This is a genomic window from Arthrobacter sp. 05T444 (assembly GCF_056395905.1).
In genome coordinates this window covers 18,392-43,833 of sequence record NZ_JBFTKK010000018.1, presented here as the reverse complement: position 1 = coordinate 43,833, position 25,442 = coordinate 18,392, and the positions used below count along the sequence as shown (strand labels likewise).

Genomic DNA, 25,442 nt, shown 5'->3' with positions numbered 1-25,442 from the left:
CCCGCACACGGCTAGCGCGCCCGGCATATCGGCCGGGGGCGGCACCATTGAGAGGAAAACCGCAGATGGCATTCGGCCAGCCCCGGATTGAGTACAAGACCAACGCCCAGATGCGCACCATGCACGAGGCCGGGCTCGTCCTGAGCCGCGCCCTGGACGCTGCCGTGGCCGCGGCCGCACCGGGAGTCACCACGAAGCAGCTCGACGAGGTGTTCGCCGCCGTGCTCCTCGAGGCAGGGGCGAAGTCCAACTTCCTGGGCTACCACGGCTTCCCCGCCACGATCTGCACCTCCGTGAACGAGGAAGTGGTCCATGGCATCCCGGGGTCCAGGGTCCTGCAGGACGGCGACATCATCTCGATCGACGGCGGCGCAATCGTGGACGGCTGGCATTCGGATTCCGCCCGCACGGTCATTGTCGGCACGGTTGACCCCGAGGACCAGCGGCTCTCGGACGTCACCCAGGCCGCCATGTGGCGGGGGATTGCCGCGCTGGCCACCGGCAAGTTCGTCGGCGACATCGGCTGCGCCGTGGACGACTACGTCTCCTCGGTGCCGGGCAAGCCGCTGGGCATCCTCGAGGACTACGTGGGGCACGGCATCGGCTCCGAGATGCACATGGCCCCGGACGTGCTCAACTACCGCACCAGCCACCGCGGCCCGAAGATCCGGCCCGGGCTGTGCCTCGCCATTGAACCCATGCTGGTGCGGGGCAGCATCGAAACGGCCGTCCTGGACGATGACTGGACAGTTGTCACCACGGACGGCAAACGTTCCTGCCAGTGGGAGCACTCCGTGGCCGTCCATGAGAAGGGCATCTGGGTGCTTTCAGCGCCCGACGGCGGAGCGGCCCAGCTGGCGCCGCTCGGCGTGGTCCCCGTTCCGATCCCCTGACGACTCGCCTTTAGCTTCACGATGCGCAAAGTCCCTGTCGACACCGGAATTCCAGTGTCGACAGGGATTTTGCGCGTCATGGGGAATTCCCTGCGTCGGCGCGTCAGGTCCGGGGAGTGTCAGGGGGCAGAATGGTGCCCATGGGAGCGATCACCGATGTGCCTGGCCTGCGGGTCGGGCACCAGCAGAAGTCCGACGGCGGCTGGCTGAGCGGCGTCACGGTGGTCCTGCCGCCGCCGGGAACCGTGGGCTCGGTGGATGTCCGCGGGGGAGGCCCCGGCACCCACGAGACCGATGCGCTGGACCCCACCACCCTGGTCTCCATAGTTGATGCGGTGGTTCTGACCGGCGGAAGCGCCTATGGACTGGTCACCGCCCACGGCGCCCAGCGCTGGTGCGAGGAACAGGGCCGCGGTTTCCCGGTAACCGGGGGAGTGGTCCCGATTGTCCCGGCGGCGGCCATCTTCGACCTCGGCCGCGGCGGTGACTTCTCCGCCCGCCCCGACGCGGCCATGGGTTACGCCGCCGCAGCAGCCGCCGGTACCCAAAAGGACGGGCACGACGTCGAACGCGGCAACGTGGGAGCCGGCACCGGAGCCGTCATAGGACGGGGAGCATACAAAGGCGGAGTAGGGACAGCCTCAGTCACGTTGGAGAAGGGCGTAGTAGTAGGAGCCCTGGCAGTAGTCAACGCGCTGGGCATACCGTTCACCACGCAAGTTGAGCCTGCCGAAACCGAGGCCGGTGATTTCGACAAGCTCAATCAGCGGCAGCAGTTGAACACCACGCTCGTCGTCGTCGCCACGAACGCCGCCCTCGATGTGGCCGAGTGCAATCGCACCGCATCGGCTGCCCACGCCGGCCTCGCCCGGGCACTCAACCCGAGCCACACCCTGGCGGACGGGGACACGGTGTTCTGCCTGGCGACCGGCGAGGCCACTCTGGACCGGAGTTCGGAACCTGCCCGGCAGGTGAGTCTCATTACCCTGCAGAGCGCGGCAGCCGACGTCGTGCGCTTGGCGATCCTGGACGGGATCAGCAGCGCGGAGGCCGTGACAACTGCTGCCGGCTCTTTTGAGGCGTACCGATTTGATGCGTTCGGCGGCGATGTGCGCTAACATGGCTGGATTTAACATTCCGGACCAAATGCCGTAGTGTTGCTTGTTGGTTGTCTGCCCTGCCACGCCCATTTGCGGCCGGAGGGTGACGATCAATCACATCAAAAAACGTCCGCAGTCATGCCCGGTGCAATCCGGAGGGCTGAGGCAAACAACAGTTAGCGGAGGATATGGCCAAGAAGGACGGGGTCATAGAGATCGAGGGCGTAGTGACTGAGGCGCTGCCCAACGCGATGTTTCGTGTTGAGCTCACCAACAAGCACGTCGTTCTGGCACACATCTCTGGAAAAATGCGTCAGCACTACATCAGGATTCTCCCTGAGGACCGGGTAGTGGTGGAGCTGAGCCCTTACGACCTGACACGTGGTCGTATCGTCTACCGCTACAAGTAAACGCTGGGCGGCCAGAGCAACTGCCGAAGGCCGGTCCATCGGACCAACTGCTATCACGCAAAGGAACGCCATGAAGGTCAAGCCGAGCGTCAAGCAGATCTGCGAAAAGTGCAAAGTGATCCGCCGTAATGGCCGGGTCATGGTGATCTGCGAGAACCCGCGCCACAAGCAGCGCCAGGGCTAATTCCCTTTTCGGGAATCCCTGGGTTGCTAACCCACGCAAGTAAATAAAAGGCAGCACAAGCTGATCTGGAACATTTAGCTCGAAAGAGTCCGGACAGCTAACCCCCGGTCGGAGGCTGGGGCCGCACTGAAAGTGCGGGTGTACTGCCTACGACCTCCGGTTTATTCAAGGAGCACTGCCACTATGGCTCGTCTCGCTGGCGTAGACATTCCCCGCGAAAAGCGGCTGGAAATTGCGCTTACTTACATCTACGGCGTGGGCAAGACCCGTGCACACGAAACCCTGGCTGCCACCGGCATCAGCGCTGACGTCCGCGTAAAGGACCTCAGCGACGCCGACCTGGTACAGCTGCGTGACTACATTGAAGGCAACTACAAGGTTGAGGGTGACCTTCGCCGCGAAGTGGCCGCAGATATCCGCCGCAAGGTTGAAATCGGCAGCTACGAAGGTATTCGCCACCGTAAGGGCCTGCCAGTGCGCGGACAGCGTACGAAGACGAACGCACGTACCCGTAAGGGTCCGAAGCGCACCGTTGCAGGCAAGAAGAAGGCTCGTTAATCCCTGAGGGATTAGCGGCTCTTTCCCCCGATAACTTTCTGTAGGAGAAAAAATGCCCCCGAAGACTCGTGGCGCGGTTCGCAAGCCGCGTAAGAAGGACAAGAAGAATATCGCGCTTGGCCAGGCGCACATCAAGAGCACCTTTAACAACACCATCGTTTCCATCACGGATCCGAACGGTGCTGTCATCTCCTGGGCTTCCGCCGGTGAGGTTGGATTCAAGGGCTCACGTAAGTCCACCCCGTTCGCTGCACAGATGGCTGCCGAAGCTGCTGCCAAGCGTGCACAGGAGCACGGCCTGAAGAAGGTTGACGTGTTCGTCAAGGGACCGGGATCCGGACGCGAGACCGCCATCCGTTCGCTGCAGGCCGCTGGCCTCGAGGTTGGCTCCATCCAGGACGTCACCCCCGCCGCGCACAACGGCTGCCGTCCGCCGAAGCGCCGCCGCGTCTAAGGCCTTTCCGCCGCAAAAGCTTGCCCGGACCCTTGCCGGGTCCGGGCAAGCCCAGCGCGTTAAGTCTTCAGACCGATTTTCCACCACCTGTGTTGCGTCATATAGCGGATGCTCGCCGAAAGGAAACCTAAGTGCTCATTGCACAGCGCCCCACCCTCTCCGAAGAGGTCGTCACCGATAACCGCTCCCGTTTCATCATTGAACCGCTGGAGCCGGGCTTCGGTTACACTCTCGGAAACTCCCTCCGCCGTACCCTGCTCTCTTCCATCCCCGGTGCCTCTGTAACGAGCATCCGGATCGATGGCGTGCTGCACGAGTTCACCACGGTTCCGGGTGTCAAGGAAGATGTCACCGAGATCATCCTGAACATCAAGAACCTGTCCGTGTCCTCCGAGCACGACGAGCCGGTTGTTGCTTACCTGCGCAAGCAGGGCCCCGGAGTCGTCACCGCCGCGGACATCGCTCCGCCGGCCGGCGTCGAATTCCACAACCCGGATCTGCACATCGCCACGCTGAACTCGAAGGGCAAGTTCGAACTCGAACTGACCATCGAGCGCGGCCGCGGCTACGTTTCGGCAGCTCAGAACAAGTCCGGCGACGCAGAGATCGGCCGTATCCCGGTCGATTCCATCTACTCGCCGGTGCTGAAGGTTACTTTCCGCGTGGAAGCCACCCGTGTTGAGCAGCGCACCGACTTCGACAAGCTCATTGTCGACGTCGAGACCAAGCAGGCCATCGCTCCGCGCGATGCCGTTGCTTCGGCAGGTACCACCCTGGTGGAACTGTTCGGTCTGGCCCGCGAGCTGAACACCGCAGCTGAAGGTATCGAGATTGGCCCGTCGCCGACGGATGCTGCCCTGGCAGCAGACATGGCTCTGCCGATCGAGGACCTGGACCTCACGGTCCGTTCCTACAACTGCCTCAAGCGTGAGGGCATCCACACCGTGGGTGAACTCGTTGCCCGCTCCGAGGCTGACCTGATGGACATCCGTAACTTCGGTGCGAAGTCCATTGATGAGGTCAAGGCAAAGCTGGTTGAACTGGGACTGTCCCTCAAGGACTCGCCTCCCGGCTTCGACCTCGCCGCCCGCGCCGCAGCCATCGAAGAGGACGACGCCGCGTTCAGCGACGACGAGCTCTAACAAGCAGATCTTGGCCGGCGGGCTGGATGCACCACGTTGTGCGCAGCCCACCGGCTTCCATATGAGGAGAAACAACTATGCCTACCCCCACTAAGGGTCCGCGCCTCGGAGGCGGCCCGGCTCACGAGCGTCTCATGCTCGCGAACCTGGCAGCAGCACTGTTCGAGCACAAGCGGATCACCACCACGGTGACCAAGGCCAAGCGCCTGAAGCCGTACGCAGAGCGCCTGGTCACCTTCGCCAAGCGCGGCGACCTCGCTTCCCGCCGTCGTGTACTCGGCCTGATCAGCAACAAGGGCGTCGTCCACGAGCTGTTCACCGACATTGCACAGGCAGTGGAGAACCGCGACGGCGGCTACACCCGCATCACCAAGATCGGCAACCGCAAGGGCGACAACGCCCCCATGGCTGTCATCGAGCTGGTTCTTGAGCCGGTTTCCGCCAAGCAGGCCGTTGTAGCCGAGGCTACTTCCGCTGCCCAGCGCGACGCCGACAAGAAGGACGCCGCTGCTGCCGCCCCGGCTGCCGAGGAAGCTCCCGAGGCCGAGGTCGTCGAGACCGAAGCTGCAGAGGCTCCTGCAGCTGACGCTGCCGAAGAGGCTCCGGCCGCTGAGGAAGCTCCGGCTGAGGAAGCTGCTGACGAGTCCGCAAAGGACGCGAAGTAATTCGCTGATTCCTTCGCATAGACTTAAGTCTATGAACGACCAAAAACCCGCTGCCCCCGTTTTGGGGGGCGGCGGGTTTTTGCGTGTCCGGCTTGATTTGGCGTACGACGGCGGCCCCTTCAGCGGGTGGGCACTGCAGCCCGGTCTCCGCACAGTTCAGGGGACCTTGGAAGAGGCCCTGGAACTGCTCATCCGCCGTCCCGTCCGGGTCACCGTTGCGGGCCGTACGGATGCCGGCGTCCACGCCCGTGACCAGGTGGTGCACCTCGACCTGACGGAAACCGAGTGGCTCGGACTGAACCGCGGCGCGGAACTGGATCCCGCCGTCGCACTTTTGCGTCGGCTGCGGGGCGCCCTCAGCCACGGGCTCGGGGACCTGACCGGCGCCATCGTGGTGCATCAGGTATCCATCGCTCCGGAGGGCTTCGACGCCCGCTTCTCGGCGCTGTGGCGCCGCTACAGCTACCGCATCGCGGACGGGCAGGCGCTGTGGGATCCGCTGGGACGGTATGACACGCTGTGGCACAAGTCCCCGCTGGATGTCGACCTCCTGAACGAGGGCTCATCGAAGCTGCTGGGCCTGCAGAACTTCCTTTCCTACTGCAAGCCGCGCGAGGGATCCACCACCATCCGCGAACTGCAGCGCTTTGAGTTTGCCCGCGGCGAGGACGGCGTCATTGTCGCCACTGTCCAGGCCGACGCGTTCTGCCACAACATGGTGCGTGCGCTGGTGGGGTCGGCGCTGTACGTGGGCGAGGGGCTGGAACCGCCGGGATGGCTGCATGATCGGCTGCTGGCGAGGAAACGCGATGCCCGTTCGGTGCTGGCGGCGCCGCATCCGCTGGTGCTGGAGGAGGTGGCCTACCCGTCGGACGGTGAGCTGCTGGCCCGGGCCGAGCTGACGCGGGCCCTGCGGGAGTAAGTCCCAACGTTAACGCCGTTCTGAGGGTGGCGCATCACTTTACTCCACGCAGCTAGTAGGCTAAACCGCAGTCTTTAGTCATGCGGTCCTTACAGGGGGTAAGGGATGAATGATCGTCGCGTTGTTGTCGTTATCGAACAGGATGAGGAAGTCCGGGCCCTGTTGCGGTCGACCCTCGGTGATGCCGGTTTCGAGGTGCACTGCGCCGAAAACGGCGAGTCCGGGCTTGAACTGGTGCGGGCCAAGCAACCCGACACCGTCACTCTGGATGTGGTCCTGCCGGACATGGACGGCTACGAGGTGGCGCGGCGCATCCGCGAATTCAGCCACACGTACCTTCTGATAGTCAGCTGCCGCAGCGACCTTGCGGCCACGCTGATGGGCTTCGATGCCGGGGCGGATGACTACATGGTCAAGCCGATCCGTCCGCGGGAACTCCGGGTCCGGGTGGACGGCATGCTGCGGCGGCCGCGGCAGCTCACCATCCCTCCGATGGTGACGCCACGGGTGCCGCCCTTGGTTTCGCCGCGGGACCGGCCTTCGCGGCCGGCACAGGCCGCGCACCGCCTGGAGCACAAGGGCCTGCAGATAGACAGCGCCACGCGCGCCGCCAGTATCCGCGGCAGGTCCCTGGAGCTCACCCGGACCGAGTTTGACCTGCTCCGCATTTTGCTGGAGCGCGGCACGGGAGTGGTGAGCAAGGCCGAGCTGGCCGGTCTCCTGGGTCTTGTTCAACAGGACTTGGCGCAGCACGAAGTTGGGCCGTCCGGGGCCTACGACGCCGGCCGCATCATCGAAGCGCACGTCGGCAACCTGCGGCGGAAGCTGGGGGACGATGCCAGGTCACCGAAGTGGCTCAAGACCGTGCGGGGCGCGGGCTACACGCTGGCCTGACCGGCCCGGGATCTACCCGCAGAGTTGGCCCCTGCAAACGGGGGAGTAGCTGGGAGAAGCCTAAGAAAATGCCAAGGGCGCAGGCGCACGGTAGAGGCATGAAATCACTATCAAGCGACGAGGTTGTCGCAGTCCGAGGCGTTCTTACTGATACGCATCCGGTCGATTTCTATGCGCTTGGCGTCGCGGGGGCGATTGACCGATTGACCCTTCCGTTGCGCGAACGTGGAGTCGTGGTGCACCTGGAAACACCGCACCACGGCATGGAAGTCGATCGTAAGTCCGCGACGCTGCTGTACCGGGCGGCGCAGGAGCTCTTGAGCAATGTCCACAAATTTGCCGGAGCATCAGCTGTTACCGTTCGGCTGGGGTGTGTGAGCCATCCAGCGGCCGGCCACGAGGTTCAGCTTAAAGTGTCCGACAATGGAGCTGGTTTCGATATTGAAGCAGCCACCCACGGCAGGCATTCGGGGATGGGGCTTCGGCTCATGCGCCTCGTCCTGGAAACGGTGGGCGGTCACGTGACCATCGACTCGTCCACCGCGGGAACGTGTGTGACTGTCACCCTGCCGCTGGACTAACTGACAAAACCTTCGAGCCTGACCTAGAGGACTTTGGCGTCTTCCGCCGGCAGCGTCACGGTGAACGTGGTCCCGGCTCCGGGCTTGCTGACGCAGGTGATGTCCCCGCCGTGCCGCTCCACGATGGTCTTAGTGATCGAGAGGCCGAGTCCAACGCCGGGGATCGCAGCCTTCCTGGCCGACTGGGTCCGGAAGAACCGGGTGAAAATCCGTGACGATTCCTCTTCGCTGATGCCCATCCCCGTGTCCTGCACCTTGAGCTGCACCCAGGAGTCGCTGCTCCGGGCGCTCACGGTGACGGCTCCGCCGTCGGGAGAGTATTTGATGGCGTTGGACACCAGGTTGTCGAGGGCCTGTGATATCCGCAGAGGATCCGCGTAGGCCCACAGCGGCACCGGGACGTCGGCGCTGAGGGACACGTTGGAGGCATCCGCCTGTGCCTGTGCGGAGCCGATGGTGGTCTCGATGAGGCCCGCAAGGTCCGTCCGCCGGGGATGGACCGCGAGCACTGTTGAGGCGGAGACAAGCAGTTCCGACACGAGCGAAAGGAGCCGCTCGGCATTGCGCTGCACCACTTCGAGGCGCTGCACCGCGGCGGGTGACAAGCCGTCCGCGTCGCCCAGCACCAGGTCTACGTTGCCAAGGACGGACATGAGCGGGCTGCGGAATTCGTGGGACACGTTGGAGATCAGCTCTTCCTTGGCGGAGAGCGCCTCCACGAGCCCAGTGACATCGCTGTAAACGATGACCGCCCCGCTGAACCCGCCGTCGTCGTTCTTGATGATCCGGGCCGCGGTGGAAACCGCACGCTGTGCCGTTCCCTCGCCGAGCCACACCAGGTAGTTCGCGAACGTCTCGCCGGCCGCCGCCCGGCGGATGGGCCGTTTGTCCACCGCGAGTGGGGTGACCCTGTCCTGGCCGAACATGACCTGCTGCGCTTCCAGCGGCACCTCCACGGCGCCGGCGGGAGCGGCTGCCTGTCGGAACGCCTTCTGCTGGTCGTTGACCAGCACTTTCTGGCCGTCGGCATCGATGGCCACAATGCCGACGTCGATCGTGTCCAGAACCGTTTTGAGCAGCCGCTCGCGGTTTCTGCTTTCTATGAGCAGTTCGCGCAGCTCGGCGTCCTTCTTTTCCAGGCGCTGGCGCTGGACCCTGACATTGGCGCTGGCAAACCGGATGGCCAGCGATACGGCCAGCATCATGAGCGGCAACAGAATGGCTCCGGCGATTTCCGAAGGTGAAATGTTGGGAAACTTTTGCATCAGCGAGGGCAGGCTGATGAGGAGGGGCCCAAAGAAACTGATGAAAATCGTGGTGCGCGCGAAGGATCCCGACGCTGATAACCAGATCACGGGGAATATGGCCAGCACACCAAGCCCGGCCACCGCCGGAACTGCACCGTTGCGGGCAAGGCCGATGACCACGAGGTCAAGAATGGGAATGACGAGGTAGGCATTGGCCGGAAGCCGTTCCCAGGGAATCAGGAAACAGGAAAGGAAGAGGAGCCCCATCATCACGATGGAGGCAATAAAGACGGCATTCGCTATCAGCGTTGGCCAGACGGCCGGGGCCGCAACAGCGAGCGCGGCGAGAATGAGTGTTACCGGGAGCTGGCAGAGGGCCACCCGGACCCGCGGCCCGAGGCGCCTGAAGAATCGGTCCGTGTCACGGACCATCACGTGCTCACCCAACGCGGCCGTACCCCCTGTTCAGCTTTTCGGCGTTCCGGAACAGCGCCTGCATAAACCATGACATGAAGCCAATTATGCACGGCGGTTCTTCCGCAATTGGAGGGCGGGCCCTCGCTTCGTGGTTTCGATCAAAACATATCGCGAATTTCGGGTGTGTGGGCCTAATCACGGGGTAGCGTGGGTAATCTGGTAATGCTTCCCGCATTGCGCTGGGCGTTGCGGTGTTTTATCGGATATGGGGATAGTCGTGGGCGATTTAGGTGTGGCCGTGGTGATCGAAGATGATGACGACGTCCGCAATCTTCTTGACGCGGTCCTGCAGCAGGCTGGCTTTGAGGTGCATTCTGCAGCAACTGGCCGCGACGGCGTGGACGTTGCCAGGCATCGTCAGGCGAATGTGATCACACTCGACGTCGGTCTCCCGGACATCGACGGCTTCGAGGTGCTGCGCAGGATCCGGCAGTTCAGTGACGCCTACGTGGTGATGCTGACCGGCCGCAACGAGGAACTGGACACCATTAGCGCCCTCCAGGGCGGCGCGGACGATTACATCGTCAAGCCCTTCCGGCCCCGTGAGCTGCGTGCACGCATCTCGGCAATGATGCGCCGGCCCCGGCAGGGTGTAGTTGGGGAGGTTGTGGCCGAACCTTCGGAGCAGATTGCCGCCGCTGCTGGTGGCGGCACTGGCGCTGGCGTCGCGAGCGCGCGCCGCGGCAAGGTGCTGCACCACAACGGCCTGGCGCTCGATACGGAAACGCGGACCGTGGATCTTCGAGGCATGCCGCTGGGGCTAACCCGCAGCGAATTCGATCTTCTCCAGGAGCTGCTGAAGGGGACCGGGGCTGTCCGTACGCGGGCGGACCTGGTCCGTGTGGTCCGTGGGGAGTACTACGGCGAGGACACTTACATCAGCGAGGCCGATGAACGGGCTGTTGAAGTCCATATCGGAAATTTGCGCCGCAAGCTTCATGAGGATCCGCAGGACCCCCGGTGGCTGGTCACCGTTCGCGGAGTGGGCTACCGGTTGGCCCCGAAGAAGGCTGAGTAGTTCTGCTGGTGAAGGCTAGGCTTCGGGCGCCTAGGTCTCCGGCGGGAGGTAACCGAGCTTCAACTCCCTGACCGTCTCTTCGCCCGTTTGCGCGACGATCGGCAGAAGCTGCTCCACGGCGGGCAGGTCCCCGCTCTTGATCAAGCGCTCGAGTTCCACCGCCAGGCACGCCAGCCTGGCGCCGCCCACCATGAAGGCGGAATTCTTCACGCTGAGGACGGCGTCCATGGCGAGTTCGGCATCGCTCGCTGCGACTGATCGCTGCAGGTAGCCAAGCCTCTTGTCCCAGATACCGATGTAATCCTTGGCGAAGGAGCGGGCGACGCCCGTGCCGCCCAAGTCATCCTCAAGTTCCTGAAGCACAGTTAGGTCCAGCAAGGGAAGACCGCCCTTTGGCTGAGCGTCCGCCGAATGATTGGCAGGATCGCCAGAGGAAGGGATGCAGACGCCATTGGCGCCGCCGTCACCCGCACTGGACCCTGAATCGGACATGACTTAAGGCTACTTTCTGACCTTGGGAAAAACCTGATCAACCTTGGATCCTGTGGAAACCCTGCGGGTTCCTTGTGGTGAGTGGAACACATCCGGAATCTCGACTCTACTGGGCGCTGAAGGTTTCGATGCGAGAACGTGTTTGCACGCCGGCCACGCTACTTTGCGAGCGTTTCCATAACATTGATGGCTGCGGGACCCAGAAGTGCGATGAACAGTACAGGCATGATGCAGACCATCAGTGGGAAGAGCACTTTGACCGGAATCTGCATCGCTTTTTCCTCAGCCCGCTGCCTCCGCTTGAGTCGCATCTCGCTGGCCTGTGTTCGAAGCACACCTGAGATAGAGATTCCGTATCGGTCGGCCTGAATAACGGCGTTAACGAAACGCCTAAGATCGGGGGCGCTAGTCCGCTCCAGCATGGTGGCGTACGCCTCCCGGCGGGACATCCCCAACTGCATATCCTGAAGCGTGCGGACAAATTCGGCGGCCAGCGGTCCTCGGCCATTTTGGCCAGTACGCGCCATTGCCGCGTCGAAGCCCAGCCCGGCTTCCACTGCGATGGTCATTTGATCCAATGTATCCGGAAGCTCAAGCGTGATTGCTTTCTGCCGCTCGGTTCCCTTGCTATGTATGAGGAGGTCGGGAACAAAATAGGCCACGACCGTCACGAATAGTGCCAGCATCACCGACTTCCCCCCCGGGGCACTGTTTGAATAGAGAATTCCCAATACGCCCCCCGAAACTGCAAGAACGATCTTGGCTCCTACTAGCCTTTTCAGCGGCCAAGAGGCTGGCCTGCCAGCCAGGGCAAGCCTCCGGTCGAGCCCGGAGATCAGCCTTCCGGGTGTAAATCGGCTCGCAAGGGCTTCAAAACGCTGGCCCTTTTGCTTCTGCTGCTTCTTACCGGCCGTGAGGCCACGTGAGAGATTCTCCTGAATAATCCGTCGACCCGGGGGTCTGTGTCCTTGAACGGACCAAGTCAACAGGAGAATCGCTGCGGTAACGGCAAAAATGCCGCTCAACGCCATCGGCGACATTCCGCATCCTTTCGTATTGCTTCCATGTGGCTAGAACTTGAAGCTGACGACTTTGCGCAGCCACAGCGCACCAAGTGTCAGCAACACGCATGAGACGCCCATGAGTACCAGGCCCACCGGACTTTCCACGAACGGATCCATGTAGCCAGGACTGATCACCAGGAGAATGCCGCCCAAACCAAAGGGGAGGACCATCAAAACAATGGCGGAAATTTTTCCTTCCGCGCTCAAAGCCTTGACCTGCCTCCGGATCTGGTTCCGCTCACGAATGGTCTGCCCCACCTGGTCCAGCACATCGGCCAAGTTGCCGCCGACCTCCCGGTGGATCGCGATGGCCTGCGCTACCCAGGAAAAGTCCTCTGATTTTGTGCGCTCCGAGGCGTCGTTTAGAGCCTCGCCCAGGTCACGGCCCAGTCTTGTCTCATTGATGATCCGAGTGAACTCCTCCGATGTGGGCGCCTCCGATTCGCCAGACACCGCGTCGATGGCCCGAAGAAGGCTGTGGCCGGCCCGAAGACCGCCAGCCAACAACTGAAGGGTGTCGTCCAGCTGATCGGCAAACTGTTTCCGCCGGCGCGAGGCCAAAATACGCAATCCGAACCGCGCAAACAGGGGCGTGGCGAGGGCCAGCATGAAGGCGAAAAATGCACCGCCGATGACCAGACCTATGCCGGTCAGCACCACGCAGCCCACGGCGACCAGTAGGACAAATTCAGCAGGCCGGAACTTCAGACCGGCCGCTTCCAGCGACCCCGCGAGGCCAGCGGACCGGTTGCGGCGTTTAAGCAACCCTTCGATAAACCCGGTCACCCGGATGGTGAGGCTACTGAGTTGGGTTCCGGAGCGGGAGTTGGATGCTGGATCCCGGGCAAGGGAGTTCTTGGGCAATCGAGGGACGACGACGAAGAATCCGACGACGGCCAGCCCTGCGTAGCACAGCAGGCAGCCCGCAATGAGGATAAAGGGCGATGGCTCCGGAATCATCAGGCGATCTTCCTCGCCGGGGCGGCACCAAAAACGCTGGGAGAAAGTTGGATGCCCAGCTCATTGAACCGCTCTGTGAACTTGGGCCGGACGCCAGTCGGGACCGGCTTCCCCAGAAAGCGGCCGTTGGGGTCAAGCCCCGCCGAATAGTCAAAGACAAACGCATCCTGGAGCGTGACCACTTCCCCCTCCATGCCTTGAACTTCCGTGACGTGGGTAACACGCCTCGTGCCGTCCCTAAGCCGCGTGAGTTGTACGATCACATCGACGGCGGACGCGATCTGCTCACGCACTGCCCTCAGAGGCAGATCCATGCCCGCCATAAGCACAAGAGTCTCAAGCCTGGAGATAGCATCCCTCGGTGAGTTCGAGTGGACTGTCGACAGCGACCCGTCGTGTCCCGTGTTCATCGCCTGAAGCATGTCGAGGGTCTCGCCGCCGCGGACCTCGCCCACCACAATCCGGTCGGGCCTCATCCTCAGCGAGTTCCGGACGAGATCCCGGATGGTAATTTCGCCTTTTCCCTCGATGTTGGACGGCCTGCTCTCGAGGCGCACGACGTGGTCCTGCTGAAGCTGCAGTTCAACCGCGTCTTCAATGGTCACAATCCGTTCGCCATCGGGGATGAACGAGGACAGCACATTTAAAAGAGTTGTCTTTCCCGTGCCGGTTCCGCCGGACACGATGATGTTCAGGCGGGCTTTGACGCACGCGTCCAGCAGCTCAGCCATTTCAGGGGAAAGCGTGCCGAAGCCGATGAGGTCCCTGACTTGGAAGGGATCGGTGGCAAATTTTCTGATGGTCAGGGAAGACCCGTTCACGGCCAGCGGAGGTATGATCGCGTTGACCCTGGACCCGTCTGCGAGCCTCGCGTCCACCAGTGGCGACGACTCATCGATGCGCCTGCCGACGCGGGCAACGATGCGCTCGATGACCTTGCGAAGATGCTCTTCCGAGGCGAACCGGACAGCGCTGCGGGTGAGCTTGCCCCTGTGTTCCACATAAATCATGTCTGGCCCGTTAACCATGATTTCCGTGATGTCCTCGTCGTCCAACAACCGCTGTAAGGGGCCGTAGCCCAGCACGTCATCGCTGACGCCCCGGATGAGACGCTGCCGTTCCTCTTTGGTGAGGGGAACTTCTTCCTCTTCCACCACCTGGACCAACTCCTCCTGAACCAGCGAGTGGAGCTGGTCTTCGGTGAGCGACGCATCGAGCAGCCGTGTTCCGAGTCGCTCAAAGAGGATTGCCCCGGCCCGGTCCTTGAGCTTTGCCAAGGCATCATGGGCCGGCGCGGCGACGGCGGGCGCCTTTATCTGCCGGGCCGGCTTCTCAGCAGGCGCTACTGGTAGCGGCCTCGATTCTTGGACGGCGGTATTGACACTAGCAGTGCCCAGCGCCGGTGTGTCGGTAATGCTGGGGACCTTGCGGGCAGGTGCATCCGAAGTAACTGACTGCCCGCGGACAGCTTCAAGTCGCTCGGCCAGGTTCATGGCGTTCCAATCCGGTGTCGGGCCCCGCGTCTACGGGCGGGTGTCGTCGTGGGGGTAAAGCGGCCTACCAGTTTGCGCAGGGCCTTACTGGCAGGGTCACGCCCGTTACGGGACAGCAGCGGCACACCCTGATTGGTGGATAGGCGCACCTGCCGTGACGTCGGGACAAGGACGTCGACGTCGACGCCGAGAGTGGTTTGAACGTCGTGCAGTGTGAGTCCGTCGCGGGGGTCTGCCACGTTGAGCACCAGGTGGCGCTTGGTAGCCCCCATGCCCAGTTCCCGGAGCACGTCCAGTTCCTTGCGCATTCCGCGGACGCCGGGCACGTCCATACTGCTGACCATCACTAGATCGGTGGCGTGATCGAGAGCGGCAAGGGTGTGTTCCGAAAGGCCGGGGGCTGTGTCGATGACGACAAACCGGTACAGACTGGCCAGCTGGTCCACGAGATGGGCAACCTGGTCGCCCGTGACTTGGTCGGCCATGCCCGGCGCTTCCGGGGAGCAGAGCGCATAGAGTCCACTGGCATGGGAGCTCAGATACGATTTGAGCACCATGGTGTCGCGCCCCGCTGGGCCCTGGACAGCGTCATTCACAGAGTGGTCCGGCGATATCGACAGCGCGCTTGCGATGTCCCCAAACTGAAGGTCGAGGTCAAGGAGCACCGTGGCGTGGGGTGCGGCCCCAGCCAGTCCGACGGCGAGATTGCTGGCGACCGTAGTCTTGCCGGCCCCGCCTTTCGGAGAGATCACGGCAACCACGCGCCCTCTCGTATCGCTGCCAGAATGGTCAGCGGGAAATCCTGCCGCACGCCGCCGGATCGAGGCACTGCGGGTGGCCCGGTGGAGCAGCGCGCCGACGCTGCTGACATCCGCGTCTGGCTCGAGAACATCGCGAATGCCTGCACGCATGGCAGAAAGTAAAAGTTCCGGACTCGAGGGCGCCACCAGCAGAACGGACACCTCGGGCCTCTGAATTTCGAAGTCGCCCGCGAGGCGAAGCGCGGCGTCCAACGGGACTCCTGGCCCGAGCATGACGACATCCAGGAGCTCCGGGTCCGAGAGCTGGTTCAGCAATTCCACGGGCTCGAGGGGGAAAGCCTCCCCGTTCCATGAATGGACTTCCCCTTCCAGCACGCCGGTTGCCGCCGCGAGCACGCGTTCGTGGTAATCGGGAATGGTGCTGACCACTGCGTAGCGGCTCACTTGTACAGATCCTTCGCGGTAAGCTCTCGGGTTCCAGTTTCAGATGCGTTCGATGGTTCTTTTGACAGCCAAATCGTGCCGAATTCCTGCGCGAAGACAATCTTCTCCGCGTCGGGCCCTGTGCGTGCCAGCGTAACAATGACACTGCCGGGCGGCACAGGAGCCGCCGTTGGAGAATTTCCTGAGTCAGTTGGTTCCGGGTTCGGAGCGAGCCCCTGAATACCCGTGACCAGGACCTTTTGCAGTGTCAAGTGAGTTACCGCCAATCCCGAATCCCCGGCTTTCAGCGACATGAAAATTCCCACGGTGTCGCCTGGTTTGAGCTGGCCTCCAACGAGGCGCTGCGGTTCCAGCTGGATGGAAATTTCCTGCATTCCATTGGGAACTGTGATGGTTCCTTCGGTCTTAACGGCTGCCGGATCGAGGAAGCGAGCCCTGATGAGCTGTTCGCCAGGCACCAGTTCGACGGTTGTGACCTGATCACCAAGCTCCGCGAGCGACCCCACGGCATCCTTGGCAAGCGTCTTGGCGGGCACGGTCTGCAGACCGACAGAGTTCGCCAGAGCCTTGGCAGTGGTCCCCGCCGGCACAGTTTTGTTTACGACCAGCACGTCAACGGTCTCGACGCCGGCAAGGGCTCTTTTGTCGGCCCCGCCGACGTAGGAGACGAGGAGGACGGTACCGACTGCCGCCAGCAGAACCGCAACTGCACCCGCGATGATTCGACTTTTCACGGTAACGGCTCCTATTGGCTGAGGGTGACGAAAAAGGCATTAAGGGCCGGACCACCCAGCTCTTCGACGCCGAACGATTGCAGGTCTTGGAGAGAGACCAAGGTGATGAATTTTCCCTTGACTCCGGTGCACTTGTTGCAGCCCGGTTGGTTGAGCTGCTGGCTCGGCCAGCTGTGGGCGGTCACCCTAAACGCCGCGAACCCATGGATAACGTAGCTGACGTTGTTGCCCTGACCGGACTTTTGATCGTAGACGGGGAGCAGGATGGTGACGCCGTCGATGTTGCAGTTCTGTGGGCCACTCTTGCCCGGAGCCCCACCGATGATGATTTGGTCAACATCCACGCTGGCGCGGCAGTTTTTGTGCCCGTCCTCATCTAGCCAGCCGAATGCTCCGGGGAGCCTTATACCCGAGGCCCCAACGCAGGTCGACTCACTGGTGATCCAGAACTCGACGTCGGTCGGGGCCTGGTCAAACATGCATTTGGGTGCGGTGAACGGAAAGACTGTGGCCTTAGACGGGCTTCCCCAAGACGCTTTCGCGACGGCTCCAACGCGGGTTGAGTCGATTCCAAGGATGGGCGCAAACCAGTGACGCACGGCCGTCCCGCCATCGCGTGTGACGGTGCTCGTCTGGACTGTGACGGTGTTGCCGGCGATAACGGGAGAAGCCGCTGAATGGTCGTCGTTCGCATTTGCATTGGCTAGTCTCGACGCCGTGGCAGCGTAGTTCCCACAACGGGCAGCGGCGCAGTCCTGCGCAATAGCCAGCGCGGCCGCGTCGGCCCCGGCCTGCAATTGGGCACGCTCCGCATAAAGCATGCCGATGTCAACAACAATGGCCGACATTCCCAGCACGACGACCATTAGTAGGGCCATCATCACAGCCACGGCGCCGTCCTCGCTGCGGGTCATCCGCCGCACCGCATGACAGCTCGTCCGGTGAGCGGGATGGATTTACCGAAGAGGCCTGCCACCAGATCCAGTGAATAGGTAACGGTGACAGTGGCATCGATGTTCGTGGTGCATGACCCCGGCATGATGCTCACCTGGCCTGACGCCAAAGCGGGGCTAAGGCCGGGGGCGCCGGCCACAGCTGTGGCGATCGACGCATCCACCTGCTTCTGGATGGCCATCACCCGCACGCCCTCACGGGCTGCTGCAGTAACCTGCATCTGGGCGTTGAAGACCCTGCCGAATTCTACGATGCCGAGCAGGAGGAGTAAGAGAAGGGGAACGACCAATGCGAACTCGACCGCGGCGGCGCCGGATTCGTTCCTGAGTTTTTTCATCGCTCTGTCTTCTCGTGCTGGGTGAGGCAGCGGCCGTTGGGACCGCTGCCTCACGCGTCGTTCGATTAGGCGGAGCCACTTAGCTCCGCACATTCCCGTATGGGAATTCAGCCGGCCGCCGGAACGATGCCGAGCTTGCCGCCCAAGCCATCAAAGAAGTCGCTCAGCTGGGGGCCGAACACAGTAAGGCCACCGATCAGCACGACGGCGATGAGGCCGACCATGAGTGCGTATTCAACGGCGGTGGCGCCGGTTTCTTCGCGGGTAAGCCGCTGCTTGAGGTTGTGGCCGAGGACGTGCAGGGTGGCGATGAGAGAGACCATGAAATGCTCCTGGAAGGGTGAGAGTGGCTGGCCCCATGCCAGCTCTACAAAAAATTTAGCAACCCATTTTGTACTGGAGTATGGATCTTGCAGCATCCTGTGCCAAGCCTTGCCAAGCCGTGCGTTTCCAGTGGTTCCTGCGCCAATCCTGCGGCTGCGATGCGCTTCCAGTGCGCCGGCGAGAGAGAGATCCGCGCACAAAAGGACCCCCTCGGTGCTGGGATCCGAGGGGGTCCGGTCTTTGTAATCGACGGCGAGCGGGTTATTTCAGCTTGCCGGCCGGCGTCGACGATCTTTTCTGCGCAATTAGCCGGTGAACATGTCGACAATGCTCAGGACGGTCGGCCCAAGCACCACGATGAAAAGCGTCGGCAGAATGAAGAAGATCAGCGGGAAGAGCATCTTGACTGGCATCTTCATCGCGTGTTCCTCTGCCCGCTGCTTCCGTTTGATGCGCATGTCTTGAGCCTGCATCTTCAGCACTCCGGCAATGGCCACACCGTATGCGTCCGCCTGGACCACTGCCCGGATGAAGCTTCGGACATCGGGCACATCCACCCTTTCAGCCAGAGCGAGGTAGGCCTCCTTGCGGGACCGACCCACCTGGATGTCCTGAAGCGTCCGGACCAGTTCCTCAGCCAGAGGACCGCTGCCGTTGGTGCCGGCCCGTCCCATGGCTGCTTCAAACCCGAGACCGGCCTGGACGGAGATCAGCATCTGATCCAGCGACTTGGGCAGCTCCAGCCGGACGGCCTCCCGCCGCTTTTGCGCACGGCTCCTCACCAGCAGATCAGGCGTGAAGTAGCTGAGCGCGGCGACACCCACCATGATGAGGAACCGCTGAGCCGATGGCTCTCCGGCGAAGTACAAGTAACCTGCGACTGCACCGGCTAAGGCCAGTAGCGGCTTGACCATGATGATCCGAGCCAGCGGCCAGTCCTTGGGACGTCCCGCACCAGCAAGTTGCTTGTCCAGCCAGGCGACATAGCCTTTCGGCGTGATGCGCCGGCTCACCAGCATCAGTTTGTCGTTGGCTGAGAGCGCCGGGCCTTTGGCCTTGGACGTCTGGCCGAGGTTCGCCCTGATGTTCCGCAGGCCGGCCCGGTCGCCGGTGAAGACGAACCACGTCATCACCGTGAGCGGGGCTATCACCGCAAGAATCGCGGCATAAGCAAGAGGCTGCAAGCTGATCACCTTCTTTCTAAAACTTCGGCTTGATGATGCGGCTGAGCCAGAAGCCGCCCGCGGACAGAAGCACCACAGCCGCCGCGATCATGAGGAAGCCGGGCAGCGTGCTGGTAAAGACGCGTGAGTACATGTCGTTGAACAACGTGAGGCCGATGAACATCACGATCGGAAGCGCCATGAGGACAATGGCGGACATCCGGCCTTCTGCACTGAGAGCACGAATCTGTCCCCGCACCTGGGTGCGGTCGCGAACCGTATCGCCGAGGTGATCCAGCACTTCCGCCAAGTCGCCTCCCACTTCGCGGTGGATCTCGATTGCCTGTGAGATCGAGAGGAAGTCCTCGCTTCGAGTCCGTCTGGCGACGTCGGCCAGCGACTCGCCCAGATCCCGGCCGATCCGGGTTTCGTTGATGATCCGGCTCAGCTCCTCGGACATCGGCGGCTGGCTTTCCTGTGCTGCCGCGTCAACTGCCCTGAGCAGGCTGTGCCCGGCGCGGAGGCCTCCGGAGAACATCTGCAGCGTGTCCGGTACCTGCTGGTCGAACTTTGCCCGGCGGCGCGAGGAAAGGACGTTCAACAGCAGGTGGAGTCCGAGAGGAGTCAGCAGCGCCAGCAGAACGGTGGCAAAAAGGCCACCCAAAAAGAAACCGAAGACCGCGGCCATCAGGGTGAAGATCCCGCCAATCAAAAGGTAATCTCCAGGCTCCTTCTTGAGCCCGCATTCGTCCAGCCGGTCGCGGGTCAATAGACCTGGACCGCGTCTTTTCACGCCCTTGTTCAACGCCCCGACTGCGTGCCCGATCAGGCTCGCCAGGATGGACTGCTGGGCCGGGGAGTCGGGCCGGCGCCTGGACAGCGGGAGAGCCGACTTGGGCCTGAGCACCACCCCATAGATAAGGAACATGGCGAGATACAGGAGAAACAGAGCCGCCACGAAGATGCCGGTTTCGCCAGCCATCGTCACCGCCCCCTTGGCTGCAAGGCGCCGGACAAGGCGGGCGATGTACCGAACACAGCAGGAGATACCTCTATGCCGAGTTCCGCGAAGCGGTCCGTGAACCGTGGACGCACACCGGTCGGGACGGGCTTTCCGAGGAACCGTCCGTTGGCGTCGACCCCGGCCGCATAGTCGAAGACGAAGGCGTCCTGAAGCGTAACGACGTCCCCTTCCATGCCCTGGACCTCGGTGATGTGGGTGACCCGCCGGGAGCCGTCGCGCAGCCTCGAAATGTGCACGATCAGGTTGACCGCCGAGGCAACCTGCTCGCGCACCGCCCTCAGCGGAATATCCATGCCTGCCATGAGGACCAGGGTCTCGAGCCTGGCGATGGCGTCCCGGGGGGAGTTCGCGTGGACAGTGGAAATCGAGCCGTCGTGGCCGGTGTTCATGGCCTGGAGCATGTCCAGGCATTCGCCGCCACGCACCTCACCCACCACTATCCGGTCCGGACGCATGCGCAGTGAGTTCCGCACCAGGTCCCGAATGGAGACCTCGCCCCTGCCCTCGATATTCTGGGGGCGGCTCTCGAGGCGCACCACGTGGTCCTGCTGCAGCTGCAGCTCGACGGCATCCTCGATGGTCACGATCCTGTCGTCAGCGGGGATGAAGGAGGAGAGCACGTTGAGCAGGGTGGTCTTGCCCGTTCCGGTGCCGCCCGAGACGATGATGTTCATCCGGGCGAGCACGCAGGCCTGCAGGAGTTCAGCCATCTCCGGCGAGAGGCTTCCAAGGGAAACGAGGTTCTGAACCGTCAGCGGATCCCGGCCGAACTTGCGGATGGTGAGTGCCGGCCCGTTGACTGCGAGCGGCGGGATGATGGCGTTGACGCGGGAGCCGTCAGCGAGCCGGGCGTCAACCAGGGGCGAGGACTCGTCAATGCGCCTTCCCACCTTGGAGACGATGCGTTCGATCACCCTGCGCAGCGCGTCATCCGAACTGAATTTTGTGTCAGTGACGAAGAGGCGGCCCTGTCGTTCAACGTAGACCTGGTCGAAACGGTTCACCATGATCTCCGTGATGGACGGATCATCCAGGAACCGCTGGATTGGCCCGTGGCCCAGAACATCGTCGATGATCTCCCGGATGAGCCGCTGCCGCTCGGCCGTTGAGAGCGGCACTTGCTCCTCGTCCACCACGATCTTCAGTTCGTCCCGAACGAACTGGTGCAGGTCGTCGTCTGCCAGCGACGAATCTGTGAGCCGCGACCCCAGTCGCTCAAAAAGGGCCTGCGTGGCTCTTTCCTTCAGGGCATTCAGTGCTTCGCTGGCGACCGAAACGGGCGGCGGGAGCTCCAGCGCCGCCTCCGCACTGGCCGCTGCCTCGGCGGTTTGGGCGTCATGCTTCCGCCCGAGAGTGGCGGGTGACTTCGGCTGGAAGACGTCGCCTGGCGGTTTGGTGGTGTCTGGCTCAGCCTTGGCCTCCCCAAGGAGGAGCTGGAACCGGTCTGAGAGGCTCACTGTACTACCGCCCTTCTGTGCAGCTTCTTATGAGGTCGTTCTTCCCAATTCGGCTTGAAGCGCTCCACCAGTTGGCGGAGGCCTTTCGCCGCGGGGTCGCGGTTCCCGTCCTGCAGGACGGGAACGCCTTTGTTCGTCGAATAGGGCATGGACTTGGAGCGGGGAAGTGCCACGTCCACCGGGGCGCCGATGGTCGCTTCGATGTCCTGAAGCGTGAGGCCGGCCCGCCTGTCGGCCATGTTGAGCACCACGTGGCGCTGCTCGGGGACCAGGTTAAGTTCGGTCAGGATCTTGAAGCCCGTCCGGAGGCCGCGGATGCTCGGGATGTCCATGCCGCAGATCCAGACGGCGTCCGTCGCCTGTTCCAGGGTCGCGAGCACGTGCTCACCCAAGCCCGGAGCCGTATCCACCACCACGTAGTGAAACTCCTCTCGCAGCTGGATGAGAAGCCGGGTGACGTGTTCACCGGTGATCCTGTCCATCTCCACAGGGTTCCGCGGCGCGCAAAGGGCGTAGATGCCGGCCGGATGGACTGTCAGGTACGTCTTAAGGACCATGGAATCCTGGCTGGCGGCGCCCACCACGGCATCCGTAATCGTGTGTTCCGGATCCAGCATCAGGCCGCTGGCCACATCACCAAACTGGAGGTCCAGATCCACGATCACCACGGTCATCGGGGCGGACTTGCCAAGCCCGACGGCGAGATTGGTCGCCACCGTGGTCTTGCCGACCCCGCCTTTGGGCGACATGACGGCAATGATCCTGCCGCCGGCACCGTGATCGGCGTGCTCGGACGTACCGGGACCCAGACCCCGACGGCGGCCCGCGGCCGCAAGCGCAGCACGCTCCAGCATGACGCGGATCGAGTCCGGATCCGCGGCCGGGTCGAGGAGGTCCCTCACCCCGGATCGCATGGCCTGCAGGACCACTTCCTTCGTTTCCGGCACCACCAGGACCACGCTGATCTCCGGATACTGGAGGTCCATGACCGACGCCAGCTTCAGGGACCCGTCGATTGGCAACCCGGGGCCAAGTATCAACACTTCGGGCGGTTCGCCGGCGAGCTGGCGGAGGAAATCATGGGGGCTCTCCGGCAGGTAGTCCGCTTGGAAGACATGGAGCGAACCGTGCATGCCGGCCACTGCCAGCTGCATTCGTCTTTCGAAGTCGGTGTTGGGGGTGATGAGGACGAAGCGGCTCATCGGAACAACCTGGCCCTGTTCACGACGCCCGACGTGCCCTCGACCGCGCCCACCGGTTCTTTGGATAGATAAACCTTGCCGAACTCTGTGGCGAAGATGATCCGCTGCGCGTCAGCGGCGTTGCGCGCCACCGTGATCAGGTAGGTGTCATCGGACGTCGCCTTCTTGGATGCAAGCGCCCCTTTTGTGGAACCATCCTCAGAAGTGGCCTCCTGGGTCTTCGCCGCGCTGCCGTTGCTGAACTGGGCAGCGGTCACCAGGACCCTCTGGAAGGTCAGCTGAGTCTCCCCGGAACTGGAGGCGGGGTCAGCAACCGAAAGGAAGATTCCAACGGAGTCGCCGGCGGCCACCGTGCCGCCGACCACGCGTTCGATGGGGAGCTTCAGGGTGATTTCCTGAAGCCCTTGCGGCACTGCCACCCTGGAGGGACCGAGGAGGGTGGAGGCGTCGACCATCCGCGATGACAGCAGTTGCTCCCCGGGAACCAGCGCCACGGCAGTGACCCGCTGCCCGACGTCGGACAGGTCCGTTACGGCACCCGAGGCAACGGCCGACTTCGGAACGTCCTTCTTGACGACGGCGCCCGCTACCTTATCGATGCCAGTGCCGGCGGCAACAGCCTCGTCGACGACGTAGACTGACTCCGTTTCCGTCTGGGCCATGGCCCTTTTGTCCGCATTCTGAACGTATGAGACCAGCAGTACCGTACCGATGATGGCTACAAGCAGCGCGGCGATGCCTCCCAGCATTCGAGTTTTCACTTTCAGTCCCCTCTAATCATCATTTGATGAGTTTTACAATTGAATTCTGAAAATACGGTCCCTGCTCGGACGACCTGAGGGACCAAGGAATAAACTCGACGTATCGGCCGCAAATACCGCGATCGGTTCCCTTTTTGAAAAGCAGGGTGCAGACGGGGTCCGCCCTAAGTCCCGTGAGATTGTCTGGATCCTTGACAAAGGACCAACCATGGATTTGAACCTTGGCGTAACCGGAAAGATGAAACTTGCCGTGACTCCCGTTATCCTGCCCATCATCGAAAATTGGGAAAAATGCATAGGCGAATTGATTCTTGGAAAAATCAATCTGCCCACGCCAGGAATCGAGGGTAGGGCCGCAGCTGGTCGGTGTCTTGCTGTTGCCCGGGTTGGAACCGACCCAGCCGGCGGCGTCGGCCGCCACGTCGCAGGCGCCAGTTTCATCGAGCCAACCGAAGCCGCCCGGAATGTGATGCCCGGAAGGGCTGCCGACGCAGGGGCTCTTGCCATGTTCCTTCATCAGGACTGTTACGCCGGGTGGCGCGTACACGACTCCGATCTGGCATTGGTCGAAAACCAGAGGGAAGGCACCCGCAGCGGCGTCTACAGACCAGGTGGCAGTGGCCTTGGCGCCGACTGTTATTGCTGGAGGATCGGGGAGGGCGCTCGCAAAGAGATTCGTGAGGAAACTCTTGCTGCCGTTTCGGGTGCTTGTGGTGACTGTCACCTGGCCGGGCACCGAGGTCGCGTCCACGGTGGCGTCGCTGTGCGCGTCATTCGAATTGGCATCCGCCAGCGGCCCGGCCAGGGCGTCGTCGCAAGAACCTTCCGCGCAGCTATCTGCCACGGCTAATGCCCCCGCGTCTGCTCCATTCTGCAGCTGGGCGCGTTCGGCGTAGATCTGGCCGACGTCGACGGCCAGCGCCCCGACCCCGATCAGGACCAGCATCATGACGGCAACCAAAACGCCTATTGCGCCGCGCTCGTTGTCGTTGTCGTTGGGAGAGTTCGTCAGCCGCCGCATCGCATTGCTCCTAGCCCGCTCACCGTGACGCTGCCGCCGAAGATTCCGGTGAGGGTTGCGGCCTGGTAGGTGATGCCCACAGTCACGTTGTCGCCGGCGGTGCAGGCGGCCGGCGTGAACGAGTACTGAAAGGCGCCGGTGTTCAACCCCGGCGCTCCGGCCGCGGCGGCGAGTTCCGCCTCGCCCTGATTGTCTTGGATAGCCATGGTGCGGGCCGCTTCGCGGGCCGCCTGGGTCACCGAAATCTGCAGATTGTAGGCGTAGGAAAACTCAACGATGCCGGCGACCAGGGCTAAGAGAATTGGCGCGACGAGGGCGAACTCTACGGCCGCCGCTCCGCGGTCCCGCCGGGCGGTTCTGGATCTGCTGCGTTTCACTGGAACCCCCGCGTTTAGCTACAGCTGGAAGAGGACGGTGTGCCGCGTCCGACCTGGCGAACGCGGCACACCTATTGGTTCGCACGTCGCAGGCTAGTTGGCCCAGCCCGTAACGGTGGTGCCGAGGTCGGTGAACCACGTATTGAGTGCGCCGCCGAAAGCCGTAACTCCGCCGATTACAGCGAATGCAATAAAAGCAATGAGCAGCGAATACTCGGTTGCGGTGGCGCCCTTTTCTGATGAAAGCCGGTCCTTGACTCCCGAAACGAAAGCAAGCACCGAGACCATGAGAGTAGTCATTGTGATTTCCTTAAATTCGATGGAATATT

30 protein-coding genes are annotated in these 25,442 nt (G+C 62.7%); 12 read left to right on the top strand and 18 right to left on the bottom strand.

The genetic code is table 11. The annotated features are described in order from the left end of the window. Nucleotides 1–65 precede the first annotated feature (65 nt). The 11 genes from map (at nt 66) to AC1DD3_RS16415 (ending at nt 7,803) form a co-directional block, all read left to right on the top strand. Entirely contained in the window at nt 66–893 is an 828-nt protein-coding gene (gene map / locus AC1DD3_RS16465) for a type I methionyl aminopeptidase (RefSeq protein WP_476882111.1), read from the top strand. A 140-nt stretch (nt 894–1,033) separates the two neighbouring features. Further along, nucleotides 1,034–2,011, top strand: a complete 978-nt coding sequence (locus AC1DD3_RS16460; RefSeq protein ID WP_476882110.1) for a P1 family peptidase — start codon at nt 1,034–1,036, stop codon at nt 2,009–2,011. 170 nt (nt 2,012–2,181) lie between these two features. Then, nucleotides 2,182–2,403, top strand: a complete 222-nt coding sequence (gene infA, locus AC1DD3_RS16455) for a translation initiation factor IF-1 (RefSeq protein ID WP_011775571.1) — start codon at nt 2,182–2,184, stop codon at nt 2,401–2,403. 70 nt (nt 2,404–2,473) lie between these two features. Then, a complete protein-coding gene (gene rpmJ, locus AC1DD3_RS16450; protein ID WP_009358722.1) occupies nt 2,474–2,587 on the top strand; it encodes a 50S ribosomal protein L36 in 114 nt (37 codons plus the stop codon). A gap of 183 nt (nt 2,588–2,770) precedes the next feature. Beyond that, on the top strand, nt 2,771–3,145 hold the full coding sequence (gene rpsM / locus AC1DD3_RS16445; RefSeq protein WP_230118119.1) for a 30S ribosomal protein S13: 375 nt from the start codon (nt 2,771–2,773) through the stop codon (nt 3,143–3,145). 52 nt (nt 3,146–3,197) lie between these two features. After that, nucleotides 3,198–3,599: a 30S ribosomal protein S11 gene (rpsK, locus tag AC1DD3_RS16440; RefSeq protein ID WP_011692779.1), complete on the top strand. Its 402-nt coding sequence runs from the start codon at nt 3,198–3,200 to the stop codon at nt 3,597–3,599. Between the two features lie 131 nt (nt 3,600–3,730). Continuing rightward, a complete protein-coding gene (locus AC1DD3_RS16435) occupies nt 3,731–4,741 on the top strand; it encodes a DNA-directed RNA polymerase subunit alpha (RefSeq protein WP_230118120.1) in 1,011 nt (336 codons plus the stop codon). 77 nt (nt 4,742–4,818) lie between these two features. Further along, entirely contained in the window at nt 4,819–5,406 is a 588-nt protein-coding gene (gene rplQ / locus AC1DD3_RS16430) for a 50S ribosomal protein L17 (protein ID WP_476882109.1), read from the top strand. Nucleotides 5,407–5,437: 31 nt separating this feature from the next. Next, nucleotides 5,438–6,328 (top strand): tRNA pseudouridine(38-40) synthase TruA, encoded by an 891-nt coding sequence (gene truA / locus AC1DD3_RS16425; protein WP_476882108.1) that lies wholly within the window; start codon nt 5,438–5,440, stop codon nt 6,326–6,328. Between the two features lie 105 nt (nt 6,329–6,433). Further along, complete coding sequence (locus AC1DD3_RS16420; RefSeq protein WP_476882107.1) at nt 6,434–7,222, top strand: response regulator transcription factor; 789 nt, start codon at nt 6,434–6,436, stop codon at nt 7,220–7,222. A gap of 98 nt (nt 7,223–7,320) precedes the next feature. Beyond that, a complete protein-coding gene (locus AC1DD3_RS16415; protein WP_230118124.1) occupies nt 7,321–7,803 on the top strand; it encodes a sensor histidine kinase in 483 nt (160 codons plus the stop codon). A gap of 23 nt (nt 7,804–7,826) precedes the next feature. On the opposite strand, the gene AC1DD3_RS16410 is transcribed toward AC1DD3_RS16415, so the two are convergent. Then, a complete protein-coding gene (locus AC1DD3_RS16410; protein ID WP_476882119.1) occupies nt 7,827–9,482 on the bottom strand; it encodes a sensor histidine kinase in 1,656 nt (551 codons plus the stop codon). A 262-nt stretch (nt 9,483–9,744) separates the two neighbouring features. Here AC1DD3_RS16410 and AC1DD3_RS16405 point away from each other — a divergent pair, with 262 nt between their 5' ends. Beyond that, the gene (locus AC1DD3_RS16405; RefSeq protein WP_476882106.1) at nt 9,745–10,545 is read left to right on the top strand and encodes a response regulator transcription factor; all 801 of its coding nucleotides are present in this window, start codon (nt 9,745–9,747) and stop codon (nt 10,543–10,545) included. A 30-nt stretch (nt 10,546–10,575) separates the two neighbouring features. On the opposite strand, the gene AC1DD3_RS16400 is transcribed toward AC1DD3_RS16405, so the two are convergent. From AC1DD3_RS16400 to AC1DD3_RS16320, 17 genes are all read right to left on the bottom strand, one after another. Next, nucleotides 10,576–11,037 carry an Hpt domain-containing protein gene (locus AC1DD3_RS16400; protein WP_476882105.1) on the bottom strand — a complete coding sequence of 154 codons (462 nt, stop codon included), beginning with the start codon at nt 11,035–11,037 and terminating at the stop codon, nt 10,576–10,578. Between the two features lie 158 nt (nt 11,038–11,195). After that, nucleotides 11,196–12,077 (bottom strand): type II secretion system F family protein, encoded by an 882-nt coding sequence (locus AC1DD3_RS16395; protein ID WP_476882104.1) that lies wholly within the window; start codon nt 12,075–12,077, stop codon nt 11,196–11,198. A gap of 30 nt (nt 12,078–12,107) precedes the next feature. After that, nucleotides 12,108–13,061 carry a type II secretion system F family protein gene (locus AC1DD3_RS16390; protein WP_476882103.1) on the bottom strand — a complete coding sequence of 318 codons (954 nt, stop codon included), beginning with the start codon at nt 13,059–13,061 and terminating at the stop codon, nt 12,108–12,110. Next, nucleotides 13,061–14,554: a CpaF family protein gene (locus AC1DD3_RS16385; protein ID WP_476882102.1), complete on the bottom strand. Its 1,494-nt coding sequence runs from the start codon at nt 14,552–14,554 to the stop codon at nt 13,061–13,063. The genes AC1DD3_RS16390 and AC1DD3_RS16385 overlap by 1 nt, the downstream gene beginning before the upstream one ends. After that, nucleotides 14,551–15,759 (bottom strand): CpaE/TadZ family protein, encoded by a 1,209-nt coding sequence (locus AC1DD3_RS16380; RefSeq protein ID WP_476882101.1) that lies wholly within the window; start codon nt 15,757–15,759, stop codon nt 14,551–14,553. The genes AC1DD3_RS16385 and AC1DD3_RS16380 overlap by 4 nt, the downstream gene beginning before the upstream one ends. Next, nucleotides 15,756–16,493 carry a Flp pilus assembly protein CpaB gene (cpaB, locus tag AC1DD3_RS16375; RefSeq protein ID WP_476882100.1) on the bottom strand — a complete coding sequence of 246 codons (738 nt, stop codon included), beginning with the start codon at nt 16,491–16,493 and terminating at the stop codon, nt 15,756–15,758. Before cpaB (AC1DD3_RS16375) ends, AC1DD3_RS16380 begins: the two co-directional genes overlap by 4 nt. An 11-nt stretch (nt 16,494–16,504) precedes the next feature. Continuing rightward, nucleotides 16,505–17,407: a pilus assembly protein TadG-related protein gene (locus AC1DD3_RS16370; protein WP_476882099.1), complete on the bottom strand. Its 903-nt coding sequence runs from the start codon at nt 17,405–17,407 to the stop codon at nt 16,505–16,507. Continuing rightward, nucleotides 17,404–17,784, bottom strand: coding sequence for a TadE/TadG family type IV pilus assembly protein (locus tag AC1DD3_RS16365; protein ID WP_476882098.1), 381 nt, complete (start codon nt 17,782–17,784; stop codon nt 17,404–17,406). Before AC1DD3_RS16365 ends, AC1DD3_RS16370 begins: the two co-directional genes overlap by 4 nt. A gap of 107 nt (nt 17,785–17,891) precedes the next feature. Then, nucleotides 17,892–18,107 (bottom strand): Flp family type IVb pilin, encoded by a 216-nt coding sequence (locus tag AC1DD3_RS16360; protein ID WP_476882097.1) that lies wholly within the window; start codon nt 18,105–18,107, stop codon nt 17,892–17,894. A 306-nt stretch (nt 18,108–18,413) separates the two neighbouring features. After that, complete coding sequence (locus AC1DD3_RS16355; protein ID WP_476882096.1) at nt 18,414–19,292, bottom strand: type II secretion system F family protein; 879 nt, start codon at nt 19,290–19,292, stop codon at nt 18,414–18,416. A 16-nt stretch (nt 19,293–19,308) separates the two neighbouring features. Further along, nucleotides 19,309–20,253 (bottom strand): type II secretion system F family protein, encoded by a 945-nt coding sequence (locus AC1DD3_RS16350; protein ID WP_476882095.1) that lies wholly within the window; start codon nt 20,251–20,253, stop codon nt 19,309–19,311. A 2-nt stretch (nt 20,254–20,255) separates the two neighbouring features. Then, complete coding sequence (locus AC1DD3_RS16345) at nt 20,256–21,752, bottom strand: CpaF family protein (RefSeq protein ID WP_476876053.1); 1,497 nt, start codon at nt 21,750–21,752, stop codon at nt 20,256–20,258. Then, nucleotides 21,749–22,954 (bottom strand): CpaE/TadZ family protein, encoded by a 1,206-nt coding sequence (locus tag AC1DD3_RS16340; RefSeq protein ID WP_476876052.1) that lies wholly within the window; start codon nt 22,952–22,954, stop codon nt 21,749–21,751. Before AC1DD3_RS16340 ends, AC1DD3_RS16345 begins: the two co-directional genes overlap by 4 nt. Continuing rightward, nucleotides 22,951–23,715 carry a Flp pilus assembly protein CpaB gene (gene cpaB, locus AC1DD3_RS16335; protein ID WP_476876051.1) on the bottom strand — a complete coding sequence of 255 codons (765 nt, stop codon included), beginning with the start codon at nt 23,713–23,715 and terminating at the stop codon, nt 22,951–22,953. Before cpaB (AC1DD3_RS16335) ends, AC1DD3_RS16340 begins: the two co-directional genes overlap by 4 nt. A 19-nt stretch (nt 23,716–23,734) precedes the next feature. Then, entirely contained in the window at nt 23,735–24,736 is a 1,002-nt protein-coding gene (locus AC1DD3_RS16330; RefSeq protein WP_476876050.1) for a pilus assembly protein TadG-related protein, read from the bottom strand. Then, entirely contained in the window at nt 24,724–25,113 is a 390-nt protein-coding gene (locus AC1DD3_RS16325; protein ID WP_476882094.1) for a TadE/TadG family type IV pilus assembly protein, read from the bottom strand. Before AC1DD3_RS16325 ends, AC1DD3_RS16330 begins: the two co-directional genes overlap by 13 nt. Nucleotides 25,114–25,206: 93 nt before the next feature. Further along, a complete protein-coding gene (locus tag AC1DD3_RS16320) occupies nt 25,207–25,413 on the bottom strand; it encodes a Flp family type IVb pilin (RefSeq protein ID WP_476876048.1) in 207 nt (68 codons plus the stop codon). Nucleotides 25,414–25,442: the final 29 nt, after the last annotated feature.